Raw genomic sequence first — 25,984 nt, 5'->3', positions numbered from 1 at the left:
TTTAGACCAGATGCTGTGGCGGGTGCTTATCCACAGGCGGGTGTGGGCTGGTAGGTGGCAGGGCGTCGCTTTTAGGGTGTGTGCTAAGGAATCGTCGGTTTAGAGATGCAAGGAGAGAACGCAGTGCCTTCGGTCTATGAACTTACTGCCGCCGCAGGTAGGGCAGGTCTGGGGAGTCAGGGTGCAGCAGGGGCCTCGGCAGGTGCCCTGGGCCTGGCCCAGCGGGTACGAGAATGGTCAGCTGCTCTGGCGCAAGAGGTGCTGGGGCAGGCGGACGCCATCGGGCAAGCTGCCGGGCAGGCCCTTGCCGCCGGGCAGATAGAGTGGGAGTCTACCGCTGGCCGCGCCTTTCACAGTGCCCTAGCGGCAGAAGAGGCCACAGCTAGGGGCATGCGCGGGGAACTAGAGGCCAGCGCCCAGGAGGTGCGCCTAGCCGGTGAAGCTGTCGCCGCTGAACTTGAAGTGGTAGCTTCTGCTATTGGTCTTGCCGGGGCAGCTGTCGACACCGCCCTAGCCAGTATGGCCGTGCTGGAAGACATCGACCTTGATGACTTTATTGTGCACGCTGAACAAGCTAACCTCCCTGCCCTACACGGGGCCCTAACCTCCGCTATGAACAACCCCTTACTTACTCGCGTGAGTACCGCTTTAGCTACAGAGGGGTGGTAGACATGGCAGGCGCATATCTTCCTGCTACCGTAGGTGCCGCCCCCTCTAACGGCCGCATCTCGGTAGAATTCGCTGAACTTGAGCCCTTAGCCCAGCAACTCTCGGCTGTAGCAGGACGCTACGAAGAAAGTAGCCACGCGCTCGGTGGCCTCACTGCCCGCCTGGCCCTTCTGGCCTCCCTCGACTTTACAGGGGCAGGGGCCCGGGCCCTGGCGTCCTTAGGTACCAGTACCCTGACGCTCACCACCCTGGTCAGTGGCATGCACAACCTTGCCAGGGGGGTGCGCACCGCCGCTGAGAACTACCAGCAGGCCGAAGCCTTCGCCAACCACGTAATAACCCAGGCCGAACAAGCCCAGGCACGGGGCAAGGCGACGGTACTAGGTATCCAGTCAGCCTTTGGCTACCAGTTCGACCAGCTCAAACTAGTTGTTTCACAAGCAGCAGTGACCGTGGTTTCCCCCGCCAAGGACGCTTTTTTGCTGGCTCGTAGAACCCCTGAAGGGCGGCAAGAAATACGAAAATTCACCAATGGCATCAATAAACTGTCGCAGATTGCGGGGGCTAATGGGCGGCTACGTGCCACCCGCGACATGACTAACGAAATCAACCCCACCCAGGGCCAGTCGCAAGAACTGCCGCTCACTACCCGCGGAATCGCCGAGCACTTCCATCGCATGGAAGGCATCGAAAATCGGGGCGATGAGCTCTTTGAATCTGCCAACTACCAAGGTGCCTGGGACCACGTCATGGTTCAAACCCTTTACAACCCAGAAACCGGCCAAACCCAGTACCTCATCACAATCCCCGGTACCGATGGCGACCCCGAAAGAAACGGCTTCTTTCAACTCTGGCGCGGAGGCACCAACTCCTGGGCTGGTGCAGCTGGAAGCGCCGCTTCTGGCTACAACCCCGACCTCACCCCAGAACAGTACACCGCCCTGATGACCCAAGTAGAACGCACCTTGGAAGAAGCTGGCGCACCTGAGGGCAGCGAAATAATTCTAGCTGGCTTTAGCCAAGGTGGGCTGACCGCTGCTGCCCTGGCATCCAACACATCGTTTGGGTCCCGCTACAAGGTCAAGGGCCTCCTCACCCAGGCCAGCCCGGTAGATGACATTAAGGTCCCGGACTCTGTGATACACGTTGACGTCCGCTATGAGGCAGACCCTGTGCCTTACCTACAAGGCGACCGGGACGATTATGCCCCCGATGTGGCTACAGTGCTGCCCCATCGACCTGACGATGTAGGATTCCACGGCGCCGAAGAATATACGAAGATAGCGGCCGCAAACCCCGGCACAGATGAAGTAATACCCGAACTGGAAGAGCTCATGGGCGGCTACACCCTTGCAGACACCACCATTATCGCCGGGACAACCCAAAGACCCGGTATTACCCGCACCGAACAGGAACAGATGGCCCTACTAGGGGTCAGCAACGCCACCCACGCTGGGATCCAGAAAATAGGGGGCGGTCATCGCTTGATCCACAGTGCAAGCATCAACCCCTCAGAGCTCTACCAAGATACTGACTCAGTCCTGCGCACCATCGATACTGAAATCATCCAAAAAAGTGACCGCTGGCTCGATACACAGCTACGCAAGGTCAAAATCGGTGACCTACAACTGCATAACCCCACTTTCACCCCTCCCAGCTTTGGGGAAAAACCACCGGCACCCCTGCTAGATAGCAGCATCCAGGTCTACCAACCTACCGCCAAGCACCATGCCCGTAACCTCACCAACCTGGCAGGGGTAGGGGACCTCATCAGTGATGAAACCATTGACGAGGGGGTAAGTGTCTTTCTGCCTGAGAGCGCGAACTCACCCGGGTAAAAAGGGAGGCAGGGCCCATCGCCGGTGCCCAACTTCCATCAGCCACTGCCGGTACCCACCGGCGTCCGCCCGCCCCACCTTCCCTACTAAGACGGCAAAGGCAGCCCGTGAAACATGCGGGCTGTCCTCGCCGGGTACCAAGCACCACCGCACTGTACAGCCAACCCCTCAACCTCAAAACCCCGAGGCCGATAAAAACCTACCGCCCGATCATTGCCCACGATATACCAGAGATAAGCAGGCTCCTGCGGGTAAAGCACAGCATCAAAAAGAGCTTCCCCCAGCCCCGTCCTTTCACTCACTGTCACTGCCCTCTCACCCTAACAAGCCACACTGAGCCCGCCGACCCACTAGGCTAGAGAGGTGGCAAAACGCAGACGAACCCCCAAAAAACAAGTAGAAACCCCCACGGCCCTAGCCGAAGGAACCTACCCCATCGACACCGGCCTAGCCGAACTCATTGAAGACGACTACACCCCCGGCGGCTGGGTACTCGAAATCAACGGCATGGAATCCTCCCATATCGTGCTCGGCCAACCCCGCGAACTCGACTTTGAATACATGCGCTGGCTAGCAGCCGTCATCGAACCCTTCATCGACACCCACCTGAACCCCACCAAACTCCGCATCACCCACCTAGGCGGCGGAGCCTGCTCCATGGCCCGCTACCTAGCAGACCTCTACCCGGCCAGCCACAACACCGTGGTCGAACTCGACGGAAAACTCGCCAGCTACGTGCGCCAATGGTTCGACCTGCCCAAGGCCCCCACCATCAAAATCAGGGTAGGAGAAGCCAGAACCGTCACCGAAGGCTTCGCCGCTGCATCACGCGATGTCATTATCCGCGACGTCTTCGCAGGCTACATCACCCCCGAACCGCTCACCACGCTCGAATTCACCCAACTGGCCGAGCGCTCGCTAGCCCCTAATGGGCTCTACATCATTAACTGTGGGGACGACCGCTCCCTGGCCGGTGCCCGGGCTGAAGCTGCTGCCATTGCAGAGGTTTTTGAGCATACGTGTATTGTGGCTGACCCGGCCATGCTCAAGGGCCGACGTAAGGGTAACGTCATTATTGCCGGTTCGCATGCGCCCCTGCCGGTGGCTGGGGAGCTACTCACCGCTGCTATCACTAAGCGCCTGCTAGGTGGCGGCGTCCCCGCCCAATATAAGGACGATAGCTGGGTGCGCGATTTTGCCCGTTCAACTACCCCGCGCCGCGACGCCCAACCGGAAGTAGATCTGGCCCAGCTAGACGCTCAGCTTCGTGCCGGCCAATAAAATATCGCCCTATTCCTTTTCTCATAGCCCTAGAGATTATCTCGGGGTGAAGAGAGAAGGAGTAGGGCGAAAATGTTTGTTGGGGTTAGTTGACCTCACCGTCAACGTAGTACCAGGCCCCGTTTTCTTTGGTGAAGCGGGAGACTTCGGTTTGCACTCCGCGTACTTTTTCGGTGTCGGGTGTGCCAGGTTGTGACCGGTAGTAGGCGGCGAATTCTACCCCGCCGGTGGTGTCGAAGGGGCCGCCTGCTGCGCTGAGAATATCTAGGCGGTACCAGCGCAGGATGGGGTCAAGGTCTAAGGACGCTGGCCGGGTGCTGGGGTGCCAGGTGGCTAGTAGGTAGTCGGGTAGGCCGATTGCAAAGGCTGTGAAGCGTGAGCGCATGAGCGCCTCGGGGGTGGGCGCAATGAGGCTGCCGGTCTGGGCAAACTGGCAGTGGTAGCGTCCGCAGCAGGCGCTGTAGGTTTCGCCGGTGCCGCAGGGGCAACGGGTGTCGGGTTCAAGCATGTTTCTATTAAAACAGGTGGGAGGGCAGCTTGCCGGTGGGGGAGGGGGCTGGTGTCTGCCTGCTGGTGTCTGCTCTGGTGGTGCGTGTTAAAGGCAAATACCCCAGTTGTGGTGGTGCCCCGTCTAAGGGGCGCACTACAACTGGGGTAGTTGGAAGGGGTGTGGGTTAGGGGTGCATCCAGCCTTCGATGACGCCCATGCCGAAGAAGATAAGGAAGGCAGCGGAGACGATGTACATGATGGGGTGTACTTCTTTGCCGCGGCCCTGTACCAGGCGGATGAAGGTGAAGGCGATGAAGCCGGCACCGATACCGTCAGCGATGGAGTAGGTGAAGGGCATCATGATGATGGTCAGGAAGGCGGGGATGCCTAGGCCCCAGTCGGTCCAGCCGATGTGAACGGCCTGACGGACCATGAGGAAGCCGACGACAACCAGTGCGGGGGCGACAGCTTCGAAGGGCACGATGGAAACGAGCGGGGAGATGAAGACGGCCAGCAGGAAGAGGGCACCGGTGACGATGTTGGCGAAGCCGGTGCGGGCGCCTTCACCGATGCCGGTGGCTGATTCTACGAAGATTTGGTGGGCGGAGCTTGATGAGCCACCGCCGATGACGGAGCCTGCGGCGTCGATGAGGAGTACCCGGTCGATGTTCTCAATTTTGCCGTTTTTGTCGATAGTTCCTGCTTCGGTGGCTAGGCCTACGGAGGTGCCCATGACGTCGAAGAAGACTGCTAGCAGGATGGCGAACATGAGCATGGTGGCCCCTAGGGTGCCGATGGATGAGGCGGAGAACGCCCCGATCATGTCGACTGAGCCGATGAGGGAGAGGTCGGGGTGGCCGATCCATTGGGAGGGGATGCCGGGGATCATGAGTGACCAGCCGGTGGCTGAGTCTAGGGAGGAACCTGAGGGCCAGAGGGTTTCTAGGACGATTGCCAGGATGGTTGAGGCGACTACACCAATCAGAATCGCCCCGCGCACGTTGCGGATGAAGAGGGCGATGGTGAGGAAGAGGCCGAAGAGGAAGACGAAGATGGGCCAGCCTTGGAGGTGGCCGCCTGCGCCGAAGGAGACGGGTACGGTGGTGCCTGCTGCGTCGGGCATGCGGCGGACGATTCCGGCGTTGACCAGGCCGATGAGGGAGATGAAGAGGCCGATGCCTACGACGATAGCGGTTTTGAGTGATTCGGGGACGGCTTCGAAGACGGCGCGGCGGAAGCCGGTGAGTACCAGGATGGCCATGACGATACCGGCCCAGATGACGAGGCCCATGATTTGGGGCCAGGTGAGGTTGGGGGTGGTGGCGATGGTGGAGGCCAGCAGGGCGTTGACGCCCAGACCCGCTGCCATGGCGAAGGGCTGCTTGGCCCACAGGCCCATGATGATGGTCAGGACGCCTGCTACTAGGGCGGTTGCGGCTGCGACGCGTTCTACACCGAGGGTGTTGCCTGCCCCGTCTGGGCCGAGGCCCAGGATGAGGGGGTTGAGCACTACGATGTAGGCCATGGCGAAGAAGGTTGCTAGGCCACCGCGAACTTCGGTGGAGAGGGTGGAGCCGCGTTCGGTGATTTTGAAGTAGCGGTCGAGGGCGCTGGTGGGCGCCTGTGGTGCGGTTTTGTGAGCCGCGGTGTTCTCAGAAGACATTCGTGAAATCCGTCGATACTCGGGTGGGTTGTGTGGCCCAGGAACGAAGGCGCGCCGTCCTTTGGAGTGCGGACGGCGCTGATGTACCTCCCTAGTGTACGCGCCTGTGCTGGTATCTGGCGAGGGGAGCGGGTGTGACGCTATGCAAAGGTTGTTTGAGGGATTTACCTGCACCCTGCGGTAGTATTTAGGTGAACCTAACTTTCAAGAAAGGCTATCCGTGACTACTTCTCAATACCCCGCTATTGAAACACTGACCGTCCGCTCTCGTGCAGTGGTAGAAACCGACCGCCCTGCCCGCTATGCCAAGCAGCTGGCCAGCCACTTCGGGCACAAGATTACGGTTGAAGAGATTGAGGGCGGCCACCGCCTGACCTTTAACCGCGACGGTAACTTCGGGGGCTACGGCGATGTGCTGGTGCAGGAGGTGGACGGCGTCGAGCGTCTTGTCCTGCTGGCCTACGCCGCAACCGCTGAGGGTCGTGAGCGCCTTGAAGGCGTGCTGGGCCGCCACCTGGAACGCTTTGGTGAGAAGGACGGCCTCACCGTCACTTTCGTAGCCCTCTAGGGTCCTGGGGTGTGCGGGTGCATGTTTGAAACTGAATTTTTTCCCGCTGCACCGTTGGAGCGTTATGAGCATTGAGATGAGGTAGATGGGGCCTTGATCTGGTTCAACGGGCTGGTGCTGCTCTGGTGTGGTGGTTTCTGCCTGTGGGGCTGGGTGCTGCGGTATGAATTTTCCCAATTTACTGAAGATCATAGTGAATTGGTGCAGAGGCTCTTGCCCAGAGTGAGGAAATCAAGACCAGTATTTTCACTGCTCCTCAAGAATGTTTGGATGCTGGTTGGTCCCAGGCTGGAGCTATCTAACGCCCCTGCTCACGGTATTCCCAGGACTTACTCTGTCATCGGGGCGGCGACGTCCGCTCCAAACTCGGTAGACTAGAGCAGAACTAAAGTCCCAACCCGCCGTGCCTACCTATGCCCGGCGCCGAAAGGAAAACCCGTGTCAACCGAAGCCCCCCGCGCCCTGCGCGTTGCCGTGATCGGTGCAGGTCCCGCAGGTATCTACGCCGCAGATATCCTCACCAAAAGCGAAGAAGTCCGCACCGGAGCTGTGCCTGTAGCTATCGACATTTTCGACCGCTACCCTGCCCCCTTCGGCCTGATCCGCTACGGTGTAGCCCCCGACCACCCCCGCATTAAGGGCATTATTAACGCCTTGCACAAGGTGCTTGACCGCGGCGATATCCGCTTCTTCGGCAATGTTAACTACGGTACTGACGTTACCTTGGCTGATTTGCGTAAGCACTACGATGCCATCATCTTCGCCACCGGTGCTATTAAGGACGCCAGCCTGGATATCCCCGGTGTTGACCTGATTGGGTCTTACGGTGCTTCTGATTTTGTCTCCTGGTATGACGGTCACCCTGACGTTCCTCGCACCTGGCCCCTGGAGGCTAAGGAAATTGCTGTGCTGGGTAACGGTAACGTGGCTTTGGACATCGCCCGTGTGCTCTCCAAGCACGCTGATGACCTGCTGGTCACTGAAATTCCCGATAACGTCTACGAGGGTCTTAAGTCTTCCCCCGTCACTGATGTGCACGTTTTTGGTCGCCGTGGCCCGGCGCAGATTAAGTTCACTCCCCTTGAGCTGCGCGAGTTGGCTCATTCTCGTGATGTTGACATCGTGCTGTATGAGGAAGATTTCCAGTTTGATGATGCTTCTCGTGAGGCTATGGAAACTAACGCCCAGACCAAGGTCATGATGAAGACCCTCAATGGCTGGCTTGAGGCTCAGAAGGAGAACCCTGGTACTGCCTCCCGCCGCCTGCACCTGCATTTCTTGCAGTCACCGGCTGAGATTCTGGGTGAGCACGGTAAGGTCACTGGCATCAAGATGGAACGCACTGAGCTTAACGGTAATGGTGGTGTGAGTGGTACGGGTGAGTTTATTGATTACCCGGTGCAGGCTGTTTACCGTGCTATTGGCTATTTTGGTTCTGAGCTACCTGAGGTTGGCTATGACACTGCCCGCGGTGTGATTACCAATGTTGAGGGTCGGGTCATTGATGATAGTGAGGTTCCTGTTCCTGGTCTTTATGCCACTGGCTGGATTAAGCGTGGCCCTGTTGGTCTGATTGGTTCTACTAAGTCAGATGCCCTTGAGACCGTCACTCACCTGCTCGAAGACCGTGAGAACCTTTACACTGCTGAGGCTGCTGACCCGGCTGCGATTGAGGCCTTCCTTGATGAGGCTGGCGTCCGTTACACCACCTGGGAAGGCTGGCACCGCCTGGATGAGCATGAGAAGGCTCTGGGCGCTGAAGCCAAGGACGCCGCTGGTGAGCCGCGTGCCCGCGTTAAGGTGGTTGACCGTGATGAGATGACCGCTATTTCACGCGGCGAGTAGCGTCAGGTTCTTTCAGAAAAGACCATCTACATCAGAAAAATCCACCTAGTTGGTGGGTTTTTCTGATGTAGGTGGTACCTACCTGCGGGGCGTCACCGCATGAGCACCCAGTCTAGGTAGGGGTTGAGGAAGAGACCTGAGGGGTCTAGTTCTTCACGGAGTTCTACGAAGTTCTCGAAGCGGGGGTAGAGCTGGGAGAGGGCCTCTGCGTCCTGGGTGTGGTGCTGGCCCCAGTGGGGGCGGCCGCCGTGTGTTTTGAAGATTTCTTCGAGGGTGCCGAAGAGTTCTGTGTGGGGCTGACGCCAGTAGGCGCGGGCTGAGATATAGAAGGTTTCCCGGCCGTAGGCCTGGGAGAGCCAGATGTTATCGGCTGCTGCGGTGCGTATGACCAGGGGGTAGGCGCTCTGGCCGGGGTGTGAGGCTAGGTGGGTGCGTAGATCGCGCATGAGGTCAGCGAACTGGGGCATGCTGAAGGCGTATTCCATGTTGTTTTGTCGCACGGTGCGGTTAATGGTGAAGACGCGGGCTGAGTAGTCGGCGTAGCGGCGGTTGCCTTTGCCCCAGTTTGATACCTTGTTGAGCACTGGTTGCATGGCCGGTATTTTGGCGCCGGTGTAGCTGAGGGCTGAGAAGATTCCGTTGTTGAGTAGGTAGTCACCGCCGTAGCGGCGGGCCTGGCTGAGGGCGGCGCTGGCGGGCATGTAGCCGTCGGTCAGGAGGGCTAGGCGGGTGAGTCTGCGGGTGCGTACTTCGTTGGAGCCGGGGAACCAGCTGAATTCGTAGTGGTCGGCCCCGCGTGCCCGTTCTTCGAAGGAGTGGATGATGTCTTGGTAGGAGTGCCCGCGTTCGGCTGCGTGCAGGCGGAATTGTGGCACGAGGTTGAAGGTGATTTCTACGATGATGCCGAGGGCTCCTAGCCCGCAGAGGGCTGCTGAGAAGATTTCTGGGTTTTGCTGGGGTGAGCAGGTGAGTAGGGTGCCGGTGGCGTCTACGAGTTTGAGTTCGGCTACTTGGGTGGCGAAGGTGCCGTAGGTGAGGCCGGTGCCGTGAAAGCCGGTGGAGATAGCCCCGGCGAGGGTTTGGTCGTCTAGGTGCCCTAGGTTGGTGAAGGCTAGTTTGTAGTGGCCTAGTAGGCGGTTGGCTTCGCGCACGGTGGTGCCTGCTAGGAAGGTGGCGGTGAGGTTGTGGGGCTCTACTCGTATTAGGCCGGTGAGGTGTTCGAGTGTGAGTAGGGCGCCTGCGGGTTGCCCGATGGCGGAGGCGCTGCGTCCTCGTCCCATGACTTTGACTCTGGTGCCCTGTGTGGCGGCGTCCTGAATCTGTCCTTGTAGTTCGGGCGTTGAGCGGGGCGCGAGGACGCCGGTGGGCTGTGTGTTGTGTTGGTGTGCCCAGGTGCTCCACGAGGGGTTTGTCTGCGGGGTGGTGGCCATGATCTTCCTCGATTCTTGCTCTTTCATGCTTATTTTCGCATGGAGAGGTGGGTGCTGGCTGGGAGTTGGGTTTCCTTTCGAACTGTGTAGTTCAAAAATGAATAAATTTGGTAATGAAGCGAAATAAGTCATGTGGCTCACTCGGCCCGGACTAAGCTAGGGGTAGGCCCCGGCAGTAACGCCGACAATTCGGCTGGCAGAAGCGGGGTCATCATGAATCTTAAGGAGATGACCATGACCGAACGCGCCCTCACCTTCGGGGAAAAAGCAGTAGCTGCCCGCAACGACATTGCAGAAGTGGCCCAGGCCTCTGGCGAAATCATCGTTGGCCTTGACGGCTCAGATCAGAGCTATGGTGCCCTGCGCTGGGCTGTGCACGAGGCTGAAATCCGCAAGGTGCCTGTTCGTATGGTCACCGCCTACTCTCTGCCTGTTTTTACTGGTACCGGTTTTGATGCTGGTTACTCTATGGTCGATGAGCAGGCTCTGACAGATGGTGTCGCCCAGATTCTTGATGAGGCCCATTCTCGCGTTGGTGAAACCAGTGTGGAGCTTCGGGCAACGGTAGAGACTGGTGATGCGACCGCCGTGCTTCTGGAACTGTCTAAGCGCGCTGAGCTAATGGTTGTGGGTTCGCGTTCTCACGGGGGCTTCTTGGGCCGTCTGTTGGGTACGGTATCTACTTCTTTGCCTGCCCATTCTCACTGCCCCACGGTGGCTGTGCCTCATTCTTATGCTGAGAAGATTGAGGCTAATCCTGAGATTTTGGGTGGGGGCCAGTCTGTGGTGGTTGGTTCGGACGGCTCTGTTGAGGCTCGTTTGGCTATGATGCAGGCAGCGGATGAGGCCAGCCGCCGCGGTGTTAAGCTCACCTTGGTCAATGCTCTTGCCCCTTACACTGGTGCCCTGAACTGGGTTCCTGCGGCTGTTGATTTTGAGGCCTTGTACCGTGAGATTGCTGATTTGCAGCGTAAGGCTGCTGAGTGGATTCGTGGTTACTTCCCTCAGCTGGAAATCGAGTTCAAGCTCATTGATGGATCCCCGGTGCAGGTGCTGCTTGAAGCTGGTAAGGCTGCCGATCTGATTGTGGTCGGTACTCGTGGCCGCGGTGGTCTTGCGGGCATGTTGTTGGGTTCTACTTCTCAGGGTATTTTGCACAATACTCAGGTGCCGGTCATGATTGTTCCTGAGATTGAAGACCCCCGTGTTGAGCAGGCTCCTGAGGCCGGCTTCACCTGGGGCTAAGACTTGTGCTAGCCAGCTCCCTGGTAGGGGAGTAGGCTGGGTGTAAGAGAAAGGCAGGATAGCTCCCGCCGAAGCTCCTTTTGAGGCTAAAAGGGGCTCCGACGGCGCTATCCTGCCGTCTTTTTTAAAAAAGTTGAAAAATTTTTTGGGCGGACGCCTGTAGCGGCTCTCTTGGCTTTGACTAGGCAATCTGTGTGTAGCCATGGTTACCATGCGGTGAATTTTGTGGCACAAGGCACCCAATTTTTGCCCTTAAAGGGCTCCTGTTGGTGCTTTTCGGTTTGCGCCCCTGTTTGAAGTCGCGTAATGTATTACTTGTTCGAGCGACGGGCTGAGGAAACAAAGCCGGTCACGAAATAGCGAACTAGCCCCTATCGTCTAGCGGCCTAGGACGCCGCCCTTTCACGGCGGTAACACGGGTTCAAATCCCGTTGGGGGTACTGTGAAACTTTTAGTTTCACGGCCATGTGAGAATTTTTTATTCTTGCTTTGGCCCCGTAGCGCAGTTGGTTAGCGCGCCGCCCTGTCACGGCGGAGGTCGCGGGTTCAAGTCCCGTCGGGGTCGCTCCGACCGCGTAAGTTCTCACTTGTGGGAAGGCGCGGTTGTGGCATATCTAAGGGTATGCCTGGCTCTGTAGCTCAGTTGGTAGAGCGTGCGACTGAAAATCGTAAGGTCACCGGATCGACGCCGGTCGGAGCCACGAAATCCACTCTCTAGGCTTCTACATGAGAGTGGGTTTTTTACTTTAAAGAATAAGAGCCCCAGCCTCTAGGTTTTACCTGGCTGGGGCTCTTTCTCTATCTCAACCTCTTCACAAGCCCGCCCCAACTCTAGGGGGTAGGGGCGGGCGTCCGCTGGGCTAGCTGATATCAACAATCACCGGGGCATGATCTGAGGCGCCCTTGCCCTTGCGTTCCTCACGGTCAATCTCAGCGCCCACAACCCGCTGGGCCAGGGCAGGGGAGTAAAGCTGAAAATCAATGCGCATACCCTCATTCTTGGGGAAACGCAGTTTAGTGTAGTCCCAGTAGGTATAGGGCACAGTAGTGTGCTTACGAGCCACATCAACTAACCCCAAGGGCTCATCGAGAAAAGCCTTAAAGGCCGCCCGCTCAGGCTCCGTCACATGGGTCATCTGGTTCTCTCTAAAAAAGTCGATATCCCACACATCTTCGTCCCGTGGGGCAATGTTGAAGTCCCCCACGAGGGAAAATTGGGCGTCAGGGTCCTGCTCTAGCCAGGTCGCAGCCTCCTTGCGTAGCTCCTTAAGCCAGGCCAGCTTGTAGGGCATGTGGGGGTCATCGATAGCACGACCATTGGGCACATAAAGACTCCACACCCGCACCCCACCACAGGTAGCCCCAATAGCGCGAGCCTCAACGGTAGCCTCCTCGCCGGGTTTACCGAAGGCCGGCTGGTTGGTGAAAGTGCGCTGAATATCCTCTAACCCCACACGAGAAGCGAGAGCCACCCCGTTCCACTGCGACAGCCCAAAATGGGCCACCTCATACCCCAAATACTCAAAGATTTCGTAAGGGAAAGTCTCATCGGTGGCCTTAGTTTCTTGAAGGGCCAGCACATCCACATCGTTGCGCTCTAGCCAATCTTCCACGCGGTCAGCGCGGGCACGAATAGAGTTCACATTCCAGGTAGCAATTTTCATGTTCCTAGCCTAACAACCGCCCTGCCTGACCCCCACCACAAAGTGCCCCCGGCTCATTCAGCCGGGGGCACCTAATCGTGGGGCGGGGCGTCCGCACCCTCAGAGTTCTTAGGCCTCTGCGGGGAAGCTCTGCAGCTGGTCGCCCACCATGGTTTCTAGCACGCGAATTACCTGGCAGGAGTAACCGAACTCGTTATCGTACCAGACGTAGAGAATGGCGTTATTGTCGCCAGAAGTGATAGTTGCCAGACCATCTACCACGCCAGCAGCACGGGAACCAACGAAATCGGTTGAAACAACCTCGTGAGAGTCAGTGAAATCAATCTGACGGCGCAGGTGTGAACGCAGTGAGCGCTCACGCAGCAGGTTGTTGAGTTCTTCCTTGGAACCTACGGGCTTATCAAGCTGCAGGCTCAAAATAGCCATGGATACATCAGGGGTGGGGACGCGGATAGCGTTACCAGTCAGCCGGCCTTCAAGCTGGGGCAGGGCCTTAGAAACAGCCTTCGCTGCCCCGGTCTCGGTAAGAACCATGTTCAGGGCAGCAGAGCGCCCGCGGCGGTCACCCTTGTGGAAGTTATCAATCAGGTTCTGGTCGTTAGTGAAGGAGTGGACGGTCTCAACGTGACCGCGCTTAACACCGAACACCTCGTCCATGACAGCAAGCACGGGGGTAATAGCGTTGGTGGTGCAAGAAGCTGCTGAGAGCACGGTGTCGTTATCGTCGATGATGTCATCATTGACACCGCAGACGATGTTCTTCACGCCCTTACCGGGGGCAGTGAGCAGGACGCGGGCAGCGCCCTTGGCCTGCAAGTGGCGGGAGAGGCTGTCCTTGTCGCGCCAGCGACCGGTGTTATCCACCACGATAGCGTTATCAATGCCGTAGGCAGTGTAGTCAATCTCAGAGGGGTCAGAGGCGTAAATGAACTTGATGGGGGTGCCGTTGGCAATGATGGTGGAGTTCTCTTCATCAACGCGGATAATGCCCTTGAAAGCACCGTGCACTGAATCGCGGCGCAGCAGTGAAGCACGCTTGTAGAGGTCATTGTCGGTGTTCTTGCGGACAACAACAGCGCGCAGCTGGGGGCCAGGGCCGGTAGAGCGCTCCAAGAGGATGCGGGCCAGCAGGCGGCCGATGCGACCAAAACCGTAGAGCACAACGTCCTGAGAGTCAGCGTCAATCTGACCCTTCTTACCGATGACAGGAGCCAGCTCCTGCTTGAGCCAGGCCTCAAGGTCGCTTGCCTCGGCTGCCTCAAACTTGCGTTGCAGGCTAGCTAGATCTAGGGAGCAGGCGCCCAGGTCGAGGGTGCTGGCAATCTTAAGAATTTTTAGAGAATCAGCCGGGTCTAGCTCAATATCATCAATCTGACGGGCAAAACGGTGAGCCTTCAAAATCTGAACTACAGATTTGTTAATGAGGCTGTGCCCATGAATTGAGATAACTACCTTGTTCTCTCGATTCAGGTGCCCAATCAGGGGAATCATAGCTTCGGCTTCAGCCTCAGAGGCAAGCCATTGCTTGTGAGCGTTATCGGCAGAAATAGTCATAGTGTGACCTCTTCCTTGATGAGTAGCGTCATTGAACTCATCAGTTAGGCAGCGCAACGATGCGCCGGTAGCTAGTAACTGGCGGCCCACACCTTACGCTGCGCCGTCTGGGGCGGTAGGCTGGTGGGCACTCCAGACCTAAGTTTATAGTTTGTTCTCTCACAAGTGGAATTTGTGACACGAAACCTCGCTAAGGTCAGAGCCACAACCGGTAAAATGAGTTTATGCTCACTGTCATTGGCGAAGCCCTCGTAGACCTTGTCCAGCGCCCCGGCGTAGAATCTTACGCCCACCCCGGCGGTTCCCCCATGAACGTCGCTGTGGGTGTCTCCCGCCTGGGCCACCAGGCCCAATTCATTGGCCGCTACGGCCAGGACGCCTACGGCCAGATGATTGACGCGCACCTGCGCGACTCGGGCGTCCTTGTGCCTGTGGAAGCAGATACCAAGAAAACCTCAACCGCCCAGGCCACTATCGGCCAGGCCGGTACTGCTCACTACGAGTTCGACATTGACTGGTCACTTGATGCCGCCCAGGCGGCCCTAGAAGAAGCGGGCAAGAGTTCTACTGCCCTACACGTGGGTTCTATTGGCGCCATGCTAGAGCCAGGGGCCTCCGCTGTGCTCAAGACGGTCAAGCAGGCTGCCGCCCACGCCCTGATTTCTTATGACCCGAACTGCCGCCCTGCCATTGTTCCTGATGCTGCTGGCGCTCGCGCCTGGGCTGAGAGCATCGTGCGGAATGCAGATGTGGTGAAGGCTTCTGATGAGGATTTGCTCTGGCTTTACCCCCACCGTAGTTTAGAAGAATCTGCCCAAGTCTGGCTGGATTTGGGGGCATCCTTGATGGTTGTTACCCGCGGTGAGATGGGCCCCTGGGCTATTACCCACAAGACCTCACCTGATGGTGTTGCCCTGCCTGCCTATCGGGTTGAGGTTGCCGATACTGTAGGTGCCGGTGACTCTCTGATGGCTGCCCTGATTGCGGCCCTGCTAGATCGCGATATTCAGGGTGAGGGTGCCCGTGCCGCTATTGAGTTGCTGAGTAAGGACGACCTGAAAGAAATCTTGGCTTTTGCTACGGTTGCTGCGGGCATTACGGTTTCTCGTGAGGGTGCTGATTTGCCGAGCCGTGATGAGCTGAACGCTGTGCTCTACCCTCAGGGCTAGGTTTTCAGGTTCCTTTTCACCGGGGAAGATAGTCAGTAAACTGGGTATTGTCTAGTTTAAACCACTCACCTCCCAAGGAGGCCCCCGTGCTCAACCGCCAACCCTACGCAGACCTACCGGAACTACCCACCTTTACCCTCACCTCCACCGACATCAGCGAAGGCCAGACCCTGCCCCGCGCCCAGGTCTCTGGAACCATGGGCGCAGGCGGGCAAGACCTCTCACCCCAGCTCTCCTGGGAGGGCTTCCCGGCAGAAACCAAGTCCTTCGTAGTCACCTGCTTTGACCCGGACGCCCCCACCCCCTCAGGCTTCTGGCACTGGACCGTCTCAAACATCCCCGCAACAGTCACCGAGCTACCTACAGGGGCAGCATCAAACCTGCCCTCTGGCGCCCTGGCCCACCTGAATGACGGTGGCACCCGCGAATTCCTCGGTGCCGCCCCGCCCGCAGGCCACGGGCCCCACCGCTACATCTTCTGCGTGACCGCCGTAGACGTTGAAAAACTCGACCTCGATGAAGACGCTAGCTGCGCCGTAGTCAACTTCAATCTCTTCTCCCACGGCATCGCCCGGGCCTTCCTGACTGCCACCTATGAAGAAGAGAACTAGAATGTAGAGCATGATTAAACTGATTGCCAGCGACCTGGATGGCACCCTCATTGGGAGCGACTTCAGGTTCCGCCCCCGCACCCTGCAGGCCCTGCACGCGGCGGCGGAGGCTGGCGTCCGCATCGTCTTTGTCACCGGCCGCCCCCTGCGCTGGATGGGTCCGGTCCTCGAACAACTCGGGGAAGAATGGAACGGCGAGAACTCCTTTGTTTTCTGTTCTAACGGTGCAGTAACTTTCGATATAGCCCGCTCACAGGTCGTTGCCACCCGCCCCATCAGTGGAGCCACCACCCATACCCTGCACACGGAGCTAGAGCAGGCCTTCCCCCAGGCCCTCTATATTGCTGAAACCCTAGAGCATGTCTATGTTCAAGGCACCTACGAGCCACACGTTCCAGAAGATATGAGTAAGGTCTTCCAAGGCCATCTGGGGCAGGTTTTAACTCCTGAGATAGAGGTCGTGAAGTACCTGCTGTTTCAGGACGGCGCTGTGCCAGCAGACCTTCTGGCTCAGGTGCAAGAGCTGGTGGGGGAGCGGGCCTCTGTCACCCGCTCCGCCCCCTACCAGCCCCTGGTCGAAATTGCTCAACGGGGCTTAAACAAGGGCCGGGTGCTAGCTGACTTTGCCACATCGCTAGGGGTCAAAGCGGGTGAGGTAGCTGCTTTTGGTGATATGCCCAATGATTTTGAGATGCTGGACTGGGCAGGCCAGGGCTATGTGATGGCATCGGGCCTACCAGAGCTTAAAAACCGGGTAGGGCGTATCTGCCCCGGATTTGAAGAGGACGGCGTCGCTCAAATGATCGAGCGTATCTTGGCTAAAGGCGAGGGCTAGTGGGGATTAGCTGGTGTGGTAGCTGACAGGGAAAAAATATGTATCAGGGTTTGCACCAGGCGAACTGTATAAAAATACATGAAATATCACAGATCCTATGAGATGGGAGCATGGACAGGTAAACTGAGTAGGCCTGCTCTTTTTAAAAGGAGAGAGTCCTGCCGTCCTAGCCCTAGCGTGTGACGGCTTTTACCGCCGCCGACCCTAAGGGCCGATACGTGACCATAGTTCTTGCGCTTTTCCTACTTGTATCCATAGTGACCCCCTGGCTTTACCGCCGAATGGGCACCTCAACCTTCTACCTGCTGGCAGCTATCCCCGCCGCCGTCCTGGCCCTGGTGCTGACCAAAACCGGTCACATACTTAGCGGCACGCCCTGGGAAGAAGGCTACCGCTGGATCCCTCAGCTAGACCTAGACATCACCTTCCGCATGGACACCCTCTCTTGGGTCATGAGCCTGCTAGTGCTGGGCGTCGGCTCCCTGGTGCTCTTCTACTGCGCAAGCTACTTCAAACACTCCACCGGTGACGACGGCCAATTCGCCGCCTATCTTTTCGGGTTTGCCGGTGCCATGTTCGGCCTGATTACCGCTGATGACCTGATTCTCATGTTCATCTTCTGGGAAATCACCACCATCCTCTCCTACCTGCTGATTGGCTACTCCCGCCACCGCCTCTCAGCCCGCCGCTCTGCCCTGCAGGCCCTAACGGTCACCACAGCCGGCGGTCTGGCCATGCTGGTCGGTATCGTCATGCTGGGCTACAGCCTCGGCACCTACTCACTGGCTGAGCTGGTGCAACTAGGGCCAGGCGTCCTCACCTCTGCCCAGCAGGGAAGCGGATCGTTGAGCATGGGCATGCTCTCAGCCGCGCTGGTACTCATTCTCTGCGGTGCTCTCTCTAAATCAGCACTCTTCCCCGCGCACTTCTGGCTCCCTGGGGCCATGGCCGCACCAACCCCCGTCTCGGCCTACCTGCACGCAGCGGCCATGGTTAAGGCCGGTATTTACCTTCTGCTGCGCCTGGCCCCCGGCTACGGCCAGGTGCAGATCTGGCAGGACGTCCTCGTCATCTTCGGTGCCTTCACCATGGTTTTCGGCGGCTGGGCCGCCCTCAAACAGACCGACCTGAAGCTCATTCTGGCTTACGGTACTGTCTCTCAGCTAGGTTTCTTGGCCCTGGTCATCTCCGGTGGCACCCCGGACGCCATCTACGCGGCTATGGGGCTCATGGTGGCTCACTCCCTCTTCAAGGCCACCCTCTTCCTCTCGGTCGGTATCATCGACCACCAATCCGGCACCCGCGATATTCATAAGCTTTCAGGTATATACCGCAGGGCGCCTAAACTGGCTATTGTCGCTACTATCTCAGCGGCCTCCATGGCCGGCATCCCACCCCTGGCCGGTTTCGTAGCCAAGGAAACGGTGCTCGAAACCTACCTCTCCCACACCACCGGCTGGCAAGGGGCAACCACCCTCATTGCTATCGTTCTGGGCTCTATTCTTACGTTCGCATATTCAGCTCGCTTCGTCTGGGGGGCCTTCGCCGTCAAACCCTACGCCTACATGCACAAGGAAGGCGTGAAGTACTGCCGTGTAGAAACTGGCTCTGGCGAATGTGAAAGCGATGAATGTGAAACCGTGGATAACGGTGAGGTCGATATCAACACCCGCAACTTTGACCGCAACCGCCGCGGCCAGAAGCTCAGCCCCGATACAGCCTTCCACCCCATCTCCTACACTTTCATCTTCGCCCCGGTGGTGCTGACTCTCCTCACCATCGTCTATGGCCTCTACCCCGAACCGGTCCACCTCTTCGTCAAGCCCTTCCTTGCGGCCTTCCCCGCAAGCGCCCCTGACCTTGAGCTGCACCTGGCTCTCTGGCATGGCATCACCCCGGCCCTGCTGACCTCCCTAGTTATTATGCTGGTCGGTGCCCTGCTCTTTATCTTCCGCCGGCAGATTGAAGAGCTGCAGAACACCCTGCCCAGCACCCCGGCGGCCTCAGTGGTCTACCGTGACACCCTCGATGGACTTGACCGCCTAGCGGTATGGGTCACCGGTATGACCCAGCGAGGCTCCCTGGGCTTCTATCTGAGCGTCATTCTGGTCACCGCCGTTGTGGTGCCCTTCGCCGCCCTCTTTATCAACGAAACCCCGCCGCTGGCTAACCTGCGTGTCTCGGAGTCCCCGGCCCAGTGGTCCATCGTGATTGTCATGATTGTGGCAGCCCTCGTGGTGGTCTTCGTCCGTAAGCGCTTCTTGGCGATCATGATGGTCTCTGTCACCGGTTATGGTATGGCTATCCTCTTTGCCCTCCGCTCTGCCCCCGACCTGGCAGCCACCCAGCTACTGGTTGAAACCATTGTGCTGGTGGCCTTCGTGCTGGCGATGCGAGTGCTACCGCGCCGCATCCCCCACATCCGCTCCAAGGACGGTAAGGACGGTGCCCGCCGAACCCTGCGCGTCATTATCGGCCTGGGGTTCGCCACTCTCATGATGGCCCTGGCCATGTTCACCTTCTCCTCTCGTTCCCTGCTGCCCATCTCCCTTGATGCCCCCCAGCTGGCTTACGAGATTGGCCACGGCTACAACGTGGTCAATGTGACCCTGGTTGATATGCGTGGCTGGGATACCTTCGGTGAAATCTCGGTACTGGCCCTGGCCGCTACCGGTGTTGCCTCCCTACTCTTTATTGAAGGACGCGCCGACTCAGGCTCCGCCCGCAGGCTTGACACCACGGCCATGAAGAAAATTGAGATTTCTTTTGCCCAGCGCACCCAGATTACTGTAGCCCAGCGGGTGGCCGGTCAGTTCTCCTCGGTAGAGCGTGACCCCTTCATCGTGGCAGGTCGTACCCTGCCGCCAGAATCCCGCTCAATTCTGCTAGAAGTGATGACGCGTCTGCTCTTCCACACCCTGATTGTGGTCTCCCTCTACATGCTGATTGCTGGCCACAACCTGCCCGGTGGTGGTTTCGCCGGTGGTCTGATGGTGGGCCTGGCCTTCGTTGTCCGCTACCTGGCCGGTGGCGGTGCAGAACTGCGGGCTGCCTCCCCCCTCTCAGCCGGTACCTTCCTAGGAATGGGCCTGGGTATTGCCGCCCTCTACGCCCTGGCACCGGCCCTATGGGGTGACCCCATTTTCTCCAGCTACGTGCTGGACTTCTGGTTGCCCATCTTCGGTGACGTCCACTTCGTCACCGCCACCATCTTCGATATTGGCGTCTACCTGCTCGTTATCGGCCTGGTGCTCGATATCCTGCGCAGCCTAGGTGAACGTATCGACCTCAAGCTAGTGTATGAGCGCCGTAAAAGAGATAAGCAGGCCCGCGACAAGGCAGGAAAGGCATAAACCATGATTATTGACCTCAGTCTTATTCTGGTCATGGGCGTGCTCTACGCCGTGGGGGTCTACCTGATCCTTGACCGCTCCATGACCCGCGTACTCCTGGGCCTGATGCTCATGACCAACGCGACCAACATCCTGATTCTGCACGCTGGCGGCCCAGCGGGCCTAGCCCCCTTCTTCAACAAGGACATCGCCGCTGAAGACTACTCCGACCCCCTGCCACAGGCCCTGATCCTGACCGCTATCGTCATTTCCTGTGCCGTGACCGCCCTGATTCTGGGTATCATCTACCGCTCCTGGCTGCTCTCTAAGGCCGACGAAATTACGGATGACGCTGAAGATATTCGCGTTGCCGAGCAGGACTCTTTCGACAAGGAAGAGGACGCCGCCGCCGAAGTTGAAGCCTCAGAGTTCGACGCCGATGAGGCCACCCGTAAAAAGGAATTCACTCAAGCGGAAGAGAAAAAGAAAATTAGCCAGACCACCAGCCACCCCCTCGTGGACCAGAAGGGAGAGTAGAACATGGATATCGCTACCGCCCAACTGGCGCCGCTGTGCATTATCATCCTCTTTCTATCGGCAGCTATCACCTTCATCTCTAAGAAGGACTCAGTTCAGCGTTTCATCGCCTTCGCCGCAGTGACCCTGACCCTCATCTTTGAGGCGCTACTCCTCGCTACCGTCTGGGGCGCGGAACCCCAAACCGTTCACCTGGCCGGCTGGCCTGCCCCCTTCGGTATCACCATGGTGGCCGATCAGCTCTCAGCCCTGCTGCTAGTTGTCTCATCGACCATCTCCCTGGCGGTTCTCATCTTCGCAACCGGGCAGAACCTCTCTGATGAGGACGACGAAGTACCCATCTCGGTCTTCTACCCCACCTACCTACTGCTACTGGCAGGCGTCTCAAACGCCTTCCTGGCAGGGGACCTCTTCAACCTTTACGTGGGCTTTGAGATTCTGCTCATGGCCTCCTACGTGTTGATTACCATGAACGCCAACACCCCGCGTATTCGCGCTGGCGTGACCTACGTGGTTGTTTCGGTTGTCTCTTCCATGCTCTTCTTGACCGCCATCGGTTTCGTTTACGCCTCCGTAGGCACCATCAACATGGCCGACCTGTCGCTCAAACTCGGCACCCTGCCTGAGGGCACCCAGATGCAGCTGCACCTGATGCTTCTGATTGCCTTTGGTATCAAGGCTGCGGTCTTCCCCCTTTCCCTCTGGCTACCTGACTCCTACCCCACAGCCCCGGCCCCGGTGACCGCTGTGTTCGCGGGACTGCTCACCAAGGTGGGTGTCTACGCCATTATCCGCACCGAGACCCTCCTCTTTCCCGAAGGAGGCCTCGACACCCTCCTGGGTGTTGTTGCCGGCTTAACCCTGCTGGTAGGTATCCTAGGCGCCCTCGCCCAGGGTGATATTAAGCGTCTGCTCTCCTTTATCCTCATCAGCCACATCGGCTACATGATCTGGGGCATCTCACTAGGAAATAAGCTGGGCCTGACCACCGTAGTCTTCTACATCGCCCACCACATCGTGATTCAGACCGGCCTCTTCATGGTCGTTGGCCTGGTAGAACGACGCGGCGGCTCCACCAACGTCCGCCGCCTGGGCGGTCTGATGACCACCGCCCCCATCCTGGCCCTGCTCTACTTCATCCCTGCCATCAACCTCGGCGGCATCCCGCCCTTCTCCGGCTTTATCGGTAAGGTGGGCTTCATTGAAGCAGCCGTCGCAAACGGTGGGACCCTAGCCTACGTGAACTCAGCTATTGGTGTGTTGGTCTCCTTGCTGACCCTCCTAGCCTTGGCCCGCGTCTGGAACAAAGCCTTCTGGCGCCCAGCTAAGGAAGCCGAAGAACCTACCGCTGATTTGGTCATGGCAGAACATTCCGATGACTCAGCTAGCTATGAGACTAAGCCGATTCCAGCCTCCATGATGGCTGCTACCGTCTCCCTCGTGCTGGTGGGTGTGATGATTACAGTCTTCTCCGGCCCACTCTTTGAACTAGCTGAGAACGCCTCAACCAATCTCTTCAACCCCGACCTCTACATCAGCTCAGTCTTTGGCGACCAGGCACCCGCCCGCGCCCAGTACCTTGAACAGCAAATCGTAGAGAACCGCTCCCAGGAAGTGAACCAGTGAAAAAGCCCCCCTTTTCCACCCAGAGCCTGATTCACGCCATACCCCCCTTCCTCTGGCTGGTCTTTGTCTGGTGCGCCCTCTGGCAGGACTTCTCCCTACGCTTCATCGCCTTCGGTATGGTGCTAGCAGCACTGACCATGTCAGTCTTCCGGCTGCCTACCCTCTACCTATCAAACCGGTTCAACATTTTCTACGCTGCCCGGTTCACCGTGGAATTCTTCTGGAACATCGCCAAAGCCTCCGTAGAGGTCATGTGGCTAGCTGCCACCTTCCGTCCACCCCTGCGTAACTCTATAGTGGCCGTGCAGTTGCGCACCCAATCAGACCTACTGCTGACCGCTATTTCCCACACCATGTCCTTAATCCCTGGGTCTGTGGTGGTAGAAGTAGACCGCTCCCTTTCCGTGCTCTACTTCCATGTGCTCAACGCCTCGACCCCAGAAGAAATTGAGCATTTCACCGACCAGGTAGCCTACTTTGAAGAGCTAATTATTAAGGCCGCCGGTAGCCGTGAAGAATACGAGGCACTTAAAGAAGATCAGAAGGCCGACCGGGCCACCAGCCGAAAGGAGCACGCATGACCTGGGCTATCTGGGCCAGCGGACTAATCCTGACCCTAGCAACCTGGGGCGCGGTCTACCGTATCTGGAAGGGCCCTGCCCTCTTAGACCGGGTACTAGCTAGCGACGTCCTCATCTCAATTCTGACCGCCGCCCTGTGCATTCTGATGATTCACACCAACAGCCAGTTCTTCCTGATCCTGCTGGTATCTCTTGCCATGATTGGTTTCGTCGGGTCAGTAACGGTGGCACGATTTGCCGATAACTCCAAGGCCAATGAAGCCGCCCCAGTCTCTAGCCTGCCAGAACGGCCTGCCCGCCGCTCCCGCAAAAAAGGCAAACATACCGCCTCAGATACCTTGGCAGAAGACACCGATAAACGAGGCGACGACCAGGCCCATCCGGTACGAGCCAGCAAAGACCAAGGGGAATAAACCATGAATCTTGATACCATTTTTAATGTTCTCACCATGGTGTGCATGGTCTTTGGTGCAGCCCTGTCTCTGGGGGCCGCTATCGGCCTGATGCGTTTCCCTGACCTGCTCACCCGCCTACACTCAGGTACTAAGCCCCAGGTTCTCGGCATGATTCTTATGCTGCTGGCGGTGGCTTTTCATTTCCGCTCCCTAGCGCTGCTGCCTGTTTTGCTGGTGATTCTGCTCTTGCAGATGCTCACCATCCCTATCTCTGGGCACATGATGGCCCGCTCAGGCTACCGTAATAAGCACTTCCGCAAGGACGACCTGGGCCACGATGACCTGCGCGCCCTAGTAGATGAGGTCGAAGGCCACTAAAGACGGCATCTCTCTTCACGCACCTTGACCCCCGGTAGGGTTCGGTTGAGTTCGCGCTCAAACCGCTGCTGGAGGGTAAAGGACGCCGCCGGGCAGCCCCGGCAGGCGCCGTCAAGGTAAACCCAGACGGCACCATCAGCAATTCTTGTAATTTCAATTGTTCCGCCGTGGGCGCCAGCTAAGGGGCGCACGTAGCGCTCCAAAACCTGCGGCGCTACATCGGCCAGCAGCGCAGAATCCTGGGCACTGAGCGCCGAGTTAGAACTTTGCTGCTGCGCCCCTGCCCTGGCCTCTATGACCGGGGCAACGGTATCCTCAACAGCTCTACGCACCTGACCGGCAATATCTTTCCAAGCCTCAGGGCTATGCGCCAGAGTAGAAATCGCACCGGCAGACCCGGTGGCGCTCACCAGAACCCCGCCAGCTACAAGCTCAGCCAGCGGGGAGTCAGGGTGGGCGGCCACCATAGCCAAATCACCGGGGTAATCCGGTAAAACCCAGCGCACCTCAGCCGGGTTATCGGTGGCCTCCGGGTGTAAAAGAACCCGCATGAGATTACCCGAGCCACCAGACGGTGATGGTGCGAGCCAGCCAGGCCCCCACCCAGGCTAAGACAAACATATAAACCAGGGTGAATGCCGGCCATCTCAGGGAGTTAGTTTCACGGCGCATCACTACCAAGGTAGAGACACACTGCATGGCAAAGGCATAGAAGACCAGCAAAGCAACCAGGGTGGGGGCCGTCATCACCTTTTCACCAGCATGTTCGCCAGAGGTGTAGGTCATAGCAGCTAGGGCGTCGCTAGGGTCCTCAATATCTTCAGCGGCAACAACCTGGCCCATGGTTGAGACAAAAACCTCACGAGCAGCGAAAGAACCGATGAGACCCACGTTGATACGCCACTCAAAACCTAGCGGCTCAAAAATGGGTTCCACGGACTTGCCGATAGCCGCAGCGTAGGAATGATCGAGCACGTAGGCGGCAGCTTCGGCATCGCTCATACCCTCAGTAGCTTCAGTCTGGGCAGGGAAGGACATCAATCCCCACAGTATGGTTGTGGCAACGAGAATGATAGTGCCGGCCTTGCGGATGAACATCCATACTGGCACCCACACTGCGGTAAGGAGCGCCCGCGGGGCAGGCAGACGGTAGGGTGGCATCTCTAGGTAGAAGGGGAGGGTGCCGCGGCGCAGAATAGTCGATTTAAAAAGAGCTGCTACCAGCATGGCCGCTAACCCGCCGAGCAGGTACATGGCAAAGAGTGCCACCCCCTGGGTGCTAAAGGGCCCGACACGAGAATCAGCTGGTATGAGTAACCCAATGAGAAGCACGTAGATGGGTAGGCGGGCTGAGCAGGTCATCAAAGGTGCAGAGACGATGGTAGCCAGCCGGTCACGAGAGGAGGGCATAGTGCGGGTTGCCATGATGCCAGGTACTGCACAGGCCATGGACGAAAGCATCGCCACAAAGGCGCGGCCGTCTAGCCCTGAGTAGGCCATGACCCGGTCCATCAAAAATGCCGCACGCGACATATACCCTACTGATTCCAGAATAGAAATCAGCAGATAGAGCAAGAGGATCTGCGGGATAAAAACCAAGACCCCACCCATACCCCCAATGAGGGCTGTATTCACAAAATCAGCCAGTACCGGGTGAGTGATATGGGAGCTGGCGGCCTCACCCAGAAAAGCAAAGAACTGCTCGATGGCGTCCTGGGCGGGGGCGGCTACCGCAAAAATGGTCTGGAAGAAGAGGAACATGACCGCAAAGAAAATGATGCTACCACCTACCGGGTGCAGCAGGTAACGGTCAATACCGCGGGTGATGCGGTTGGGGGCAGGTGGGCGGTAGTCAGAGACTGAGAGGACGGAGTCAATCCAGATGTTGAGTTCTTGCGGGTCGTCAACGGGCGGGGGTACCAGGAGCGTGGGCCAGGCCGGGATGTCTGCTAGGAGGGCGCGGACGTCCTGCACACCTCGGCCGCGGTGGGCAACGACCTCAACGACCGGCACTCCCAGGGCTTGGGCGAAGCGTTGCACATCGAGTTCACCGCCACCGGCTCGAAGCTCATCAACCATGGTGAGTACCAGGGCTGCGGGCTTACCCAGGGCTAGGGCCTGGGAGAGGAAGGTGAGGGAGCGGCGCAGGGTGGTTGCGTCTGCTACCAGGAGCAGAGCATCTGGTATGGCTTCGCTCCCAGGGCTAGGGCCTGGGAGAGGAAGGTGAGGGAGCGGCGCAGGGTGGTTGCGTCTGCTACCAGGAGCAGAGCATC

The 25,984-nt window shown here is 58.3% G+C and carries 22 protein-coding genes and 3 tRNA genes; 18 read left to right on the top strand and 7 right to left on the bottom strand.

The window, feature by feature from the left end:
* The first annotated feature begins 123 nt into the window (after positions 1–123).
* From ACED87_RS08325 to ACED87_RS08315, 3 genes are all read left to right on the top strand, one after another.
* On the top strand, positions 124–669 hold the full coding sequence (locus ACED87_RS08325; protein WP_449089900.1) for a hypothetical protein: 546 nt from the start codon (positions 124–126) through the stop codon (positions 667–669).
* Between the two features lie 2 nt (positions 670–671).
* Positions 672–2,507, top strand: a complete 1,836-nt coding sequence (locus tag ACED87_RS08320; protein ID WP_449089899.1) for a hypothetical protein — start codon at positions 672–674, stop codon at positions 2,505–2,507.
* Between the two features lie 363 nt (positions 2,508–2,870).
* Positions 2,871–3,788 carry a spermidine synthase gene (locus ACED87_RS08315; RefSeq protein ID WP_449089898.1) on the top strand — a complete coding sequence of 306 codons (918 nt, stop codon included), beginning with the start codon at positions 2,871–2,873 and terminating at the stop codon, positions 3,786–3,788.
* 85 nt (positions 3,789–3,873) lie between these two features.
* On the opposite strand, the gene ACED87_RS08310 is transcribed toward ACED87_RS08315, so the two are convergent.
* Both ACED87_RS08310 and ACED87_RS08305 read right to left on the bottom strand, forming a co-directional pair.
* Complete coding sequence (locus ACED87_RS08310) at positions 3,874–4,296, bottom strand: YchJ family protein (protein WP_449089897.1); 423 nt, start codon at positions 4,294–4,296, stop codon at positions 3,874–3,876.
* A gap of 166 nt (positions 4,297–4,462) precedes the next feature.
* On the bottom strand, positions 4,463–5,941 hold the full coding sequence (locus tag ACED87_RS08305) for an NCS2 family permease (protein ID WP_449081411.1): 1,479 nt from the start codon (positions 5,939–5,941) through the stop codon (positions 4,463–4,465).
* Positions 5,942–6,161: 220 nt separating this feature from the next.
* On the opposite strand from ACED87_RS08305, the gene ACED87_RS08300 reads away from it, so the two are divergent.
* Positions 6,162–6,509, top strand: a complete 348-nt coding sequence (locus tag ACED87_RS08300) for a DUF2218 domain-containing protein (RefSeq protein ID WP_449089896.1) — start codon at positions 6,162–6,164, stop codon at positions 6,507–6,509.
* Between the two features lie 438 nt (positions 6,510–6,947).
* Positions 6,948–8,354 (top strand): FAD-dependent oxidoreductase, encoded by a 1,407-nt coding sequence (locus ACED87_RS08295; protein ID WP_449089895.1) that lies wholly within the window; start codon positions 6,948–6,950, stop codon positions 8,352–8,354.
* A 92-nt stretch (positions 8,355–8,446) separates the two neighbouring features.
* Here ACED87_RS08295 and ACED87_RS08290 read toward each other — a convergent pair whose 3' ends face one another.
* Positions 8,447–9,811 (bottom strand): D-arabinono-1,4-lactone oxidase, encoded by a 1,365-nt coding sequence (locus ACED87_RS08290; protein ID WP_449089894.1) that lies wholly within the window; start codon positions 9,809–9,811, stop codon positions 8,447–8,449.
* Between the two features lie 186 nt (positions 9,812–9,997).
* On the opposite strand from ACED87_RS08290, the gene ACED87_RS08285 reads away from it, so the two are divergent.
* From ACED87_RS08285 to ACED87_RS08270, 4 genes are all read left to right on the top strand, one after another.
* Positions 9,998–11,029, top strand: coding sequence for a universal stress protein (locus ACED87_RS08285; RefSeq protein WP_449081394.1), 1,032 nt, complete (start codon positions 9,998–10,000; stop codon positions 11,027–11,029).
* 367 nt (positions 11,030–11,396) lie between these two features.
* A tRNA-Glu gene (locus tag ACED87_RS08280) sits at positions 11,397–11,469 on the top strand.
* Between the two features lie 51 nt (positions 11,470–11,520).
* Positions 11,521–11,594 (top strand) — tRNA-Asp (locus ACED87_RS08275).
* Between the two features lie 63 nt (positions 11,595–11,657).
* Positions 11,658–11,730: transfer RNA gene (locus tag ACED87_RS08270), tRNA-Phe, on the top strand.
* A 159-nt stretch (positions 11,731–11,889) separates the two neighbouring features.
* Here ACED87_RS08270 and ACED87_RS08265 read toward each other — a convergent pair.
* Together ACED87_RS08265 and ACED87_RS08260 are read right to left on the bottom strand one after the other, a co-directional pair.
* A complete protein-coding gene (locus ACED87_RS08265; RefSeq protein ID WP_449089893.1) occupies positions 11,890–12,693 on the bottom strand; it encodes an exodeoxyribonuclease III in 804 nt (267 codons plus the stop codon).
* A gap of 108 nt (positions 12,694–12,801) precedes the next feature.
* Positions 12,802–14,247, bottom strand: a complete 1,446-nt coding sequence (locus ACED87_RS08260; RefSeq protein WP_449089892.1) for a glyceraldehyde-3-phosphate dehydrogenase — start codon at positions 14,245–14,247, stop codon at positions 12,802–12,804.
* Positions 14,248–14,471: 224 nt separating this feature from the next.
* Here ACED87_RS08260 and ACED87_RS08255 point away from each other — a divergent pair, with 224 nt between their 5' ends.
* The 9 genes from ACED87_RS08255 to mnhG all read left to right on the top strand — a co-directional run bounded on the left by ACED87_RS08255 (position 14,472) and on the right by mnhG (position 23,711).
* Positions 14,472–15,416 (top strand): carbohydrate kinase family protein, encoded by a 945-nt coding sequence (locus ACED87_RS08255; protein ID WP_449089891.1) that lies wholly within the window; start codon positions 14,472–14,474, stop codon positions 15,414–15,416.
* Positions 15,417–15,502: 86 nt separating this feature from the next.
* Entirely contained in the window at positions 15,503–16,027 is a 525-nt protein-coding gene (locus ACED87_RS08250) for a YbhB/YbcL family Raf kinase inhibitor-like protein (protein ID WP_449089890.1), read from the top strand.
* 10 nt (positions 16,028–16,037) lie between these two features.
* Positions 16,038–16,862, top strand: coding sequence for an HAD-IIB family hydrolase (locus tag ACED87_RS08245; protein WP_449089889.1), 825 nt, complete (start codon positions 16,038–16,040; stop codon positions 16,860–16,862).
* Between the two features lie 218 nt (positions 16,863–17,080).
* Entirely contained in the window at positions 17,081–20,215 is a 3,135-nt protein-coding gene (locus ACED87_RS08240; RefSeq protein WP_449089888.1) for a Na+/H+ antiporter subunit A, read from the top strand.
* 3 nt (positions 20,216–20,218) lie between these two features.
* Complete coding sequence (locus ACED87_RS08235; RefSeq protein WP_449081381.1) at positions 20,219–20,731, top strand: Na(+)/H(+) antiporter subunit C; 513 nt, start codon at positions 20,219–20,221, stop codon at positions 20,729–20,731.
* A 3-nt stretch (positions 20,732–20,734) separates the two neighbouring features.
* Positions 20,735–22,357, top strand: a complete 1,623-nt coding sequence (locus tag ACED87_RS08230) for a Na+/H+ antiporter subunit D (RefSeq protein ID WP_449089887.1) — start codon at positions 20,735–20,737, stop codon at positions 22,355–22,357.
* Complete coding sequence (locus ACED87_RS08225) at positions 22,354–22,938, top strand: Na+/H+ antiporter subunit E (protein WP_449081377.1); 585 nt, start codon at positions 22,354–22,356, stop codon at positions 22,936–22,938. Before ACED87_RS08230 ends, ACED87_RS08225 begins: the two co-directional genes overlap by 4 nt.
* Positions 22,935–23,351 (top strand): monovalent cation/H+ antiporter complex subunit F, encoded by a 417-nt coding sequence (locus ACED87_RS08220; protein ID WP_449089886.1) that lies wholly within the window; start codon positions 22,935–22,937, stop codon positions 23,349–23,351. The genes ACED87_RS08225 and ACED87_RS08220 overlap by 4 nt, the downstream gene beginning before the upstream one ends.
* A gap of 3 nt (positions 23,352–23,354) precedes the next feature.
* Positions 23,355–23,711, top strand: a complete 357-nt coding sequence (gene mnhG, locus ACED87_RS08215) for a monovalent cation/H(+) antiporter subunit G (RefSeq protein WP_449089885.1) — start codon at positions 23,355–23,357, stop codon at positions 23,709–23,711.
* On the opposite strand, the gene ACED87_RS08210 is transcribed toward mnhG, so the two are convergent.
* Both ACED87_RS08210 and feoB read right to left on the bottom strand, forming a co-directional pair.
* The gene (locus tag ACED87_RS08210) at positions 23,708–24,262 is read right to left on the bottom strand and encodes a NifU family protein (RefSeq protein ID WP_449089884.1); all 555 of its coding nucleotides are present in this window, start codon (positions 24,260–24,262) and stop codon (positions 23,708–23,710) included. The two genes, mnhG and ACED87_RS08210, sit on opposite strands and share 4 nt — an antisense overlap.
* A gap of 4 nt (positions 24,263–24,266) precedes the next feature.
* On the bottom strand, positions 24,267–25,984 hold a 1,718-nt coding region (feoB, locus tag ACED87_RS08205; protein ID WP_449089883.1), incomplete at its 5' end, for a ferrous iron transporter B.

It is taken from the genome of Rothia sp. 32237D007AR (assembly GCF_053544675.1).
The sequence above is the reverse complement of the archived record's forward strand: the minus strand, read 5'-3'. Positions and strand labels throughout refer to the sequence as shown.

Coding starts and splice junctions, on each gene's coding strand:
- ACED87_RS08310 (WP_449089897.1), bottom strand. CDS start 4,296: ATGCTTGAACCCGACACCCGTTGCCCCTGCGGCACCGGCGAAACCTAC.
- ACED87_RS08305 (WP_449081411.1), bottom strand. CDS start 5,941: ATGTCTTCTGAGAACACCGCGGCTCACAAAACCGCACCACAGGCGCCC.
- ACED87_RS08245 (WP_449089889.1), top strand. CDS start 16,038: ATGATTAAACTGATTGCCAGCGACCTGGATGGCACCCTCATTGGGAGC.
- ACED87_RS08210 (WP_449089884.1), bottom strand. CDS start 24,262: ATGCGGGTTCTTTTACACCCGGAGGCCACCGATAACCCGGCTGAGGTG.
- ACED87_RS08260 (WP_449089892.1), bottom strand. CDS start 14,247: ATGACTATTTCTGCCGATAACGCTCACAAGCAATGGCTTGCCTCTGAG.
- ACED87_RS08235 (WP_449081381.1), top strand. CDS start 20,219: ATGATTATTGACCTCAGTCTTATTCTGGTCATGGGCGTGCTCTACGCC.
- ACED87_RS08265 (WP_449089893.1), bottom strand. CDS start 12,693: ATGAAAATTGCTACCTGGAATGTGAACTCTATTCGTGCCCGCGCTGAC.
- mnhG (WP_449089885.1), top strand. CDS start 23,355: ATGAATCTTGATACCATTTTTAATGTTCTCACCATGGTGTGCATGGTC.
- ACED87_RS08290 (WP_449089894.1), bottom strand. CDS start 9,811: ATGAAAGAGCAAGAATCGAGGAAGATCATGGCCACCACCCCGCAGACA.
- ACED87_RS08285 (WP_449081394.1), top strand. CDS start 9,998: ATGAATCTTAAGGAGATGACCATGACCGAACGCGCCCTCACCTTCGGG.
- ACED87_RS08220 (WP_449089886.1), top strand. CDS start 22,935: ATGACCTGGGCTATCTGGGCCAGCGGACTAATCCTGACCCTAGCAACC.
- ACED87_RS08320 (WP_449089899.1), top strand. CDS start 672: ATGGCAGGCGCATATCTTCCTGCTACCGTAGGTGCCGCCCCCTCTAAC.
- ACED87_RS08230 (WP_449089887.1), top strand. CDS start 20,735: ATGGATATCGCTACCGCCCAACTGGCGCCGCTGTGCATTATCATCCTC.
- ACED87_RS08255 (WP_449089891.1), top strand. CDS start 14,472: ATGCTCACTGTCATTGGCGAAGCCCTCGTAGACCTTGTCCAGCGCCCC.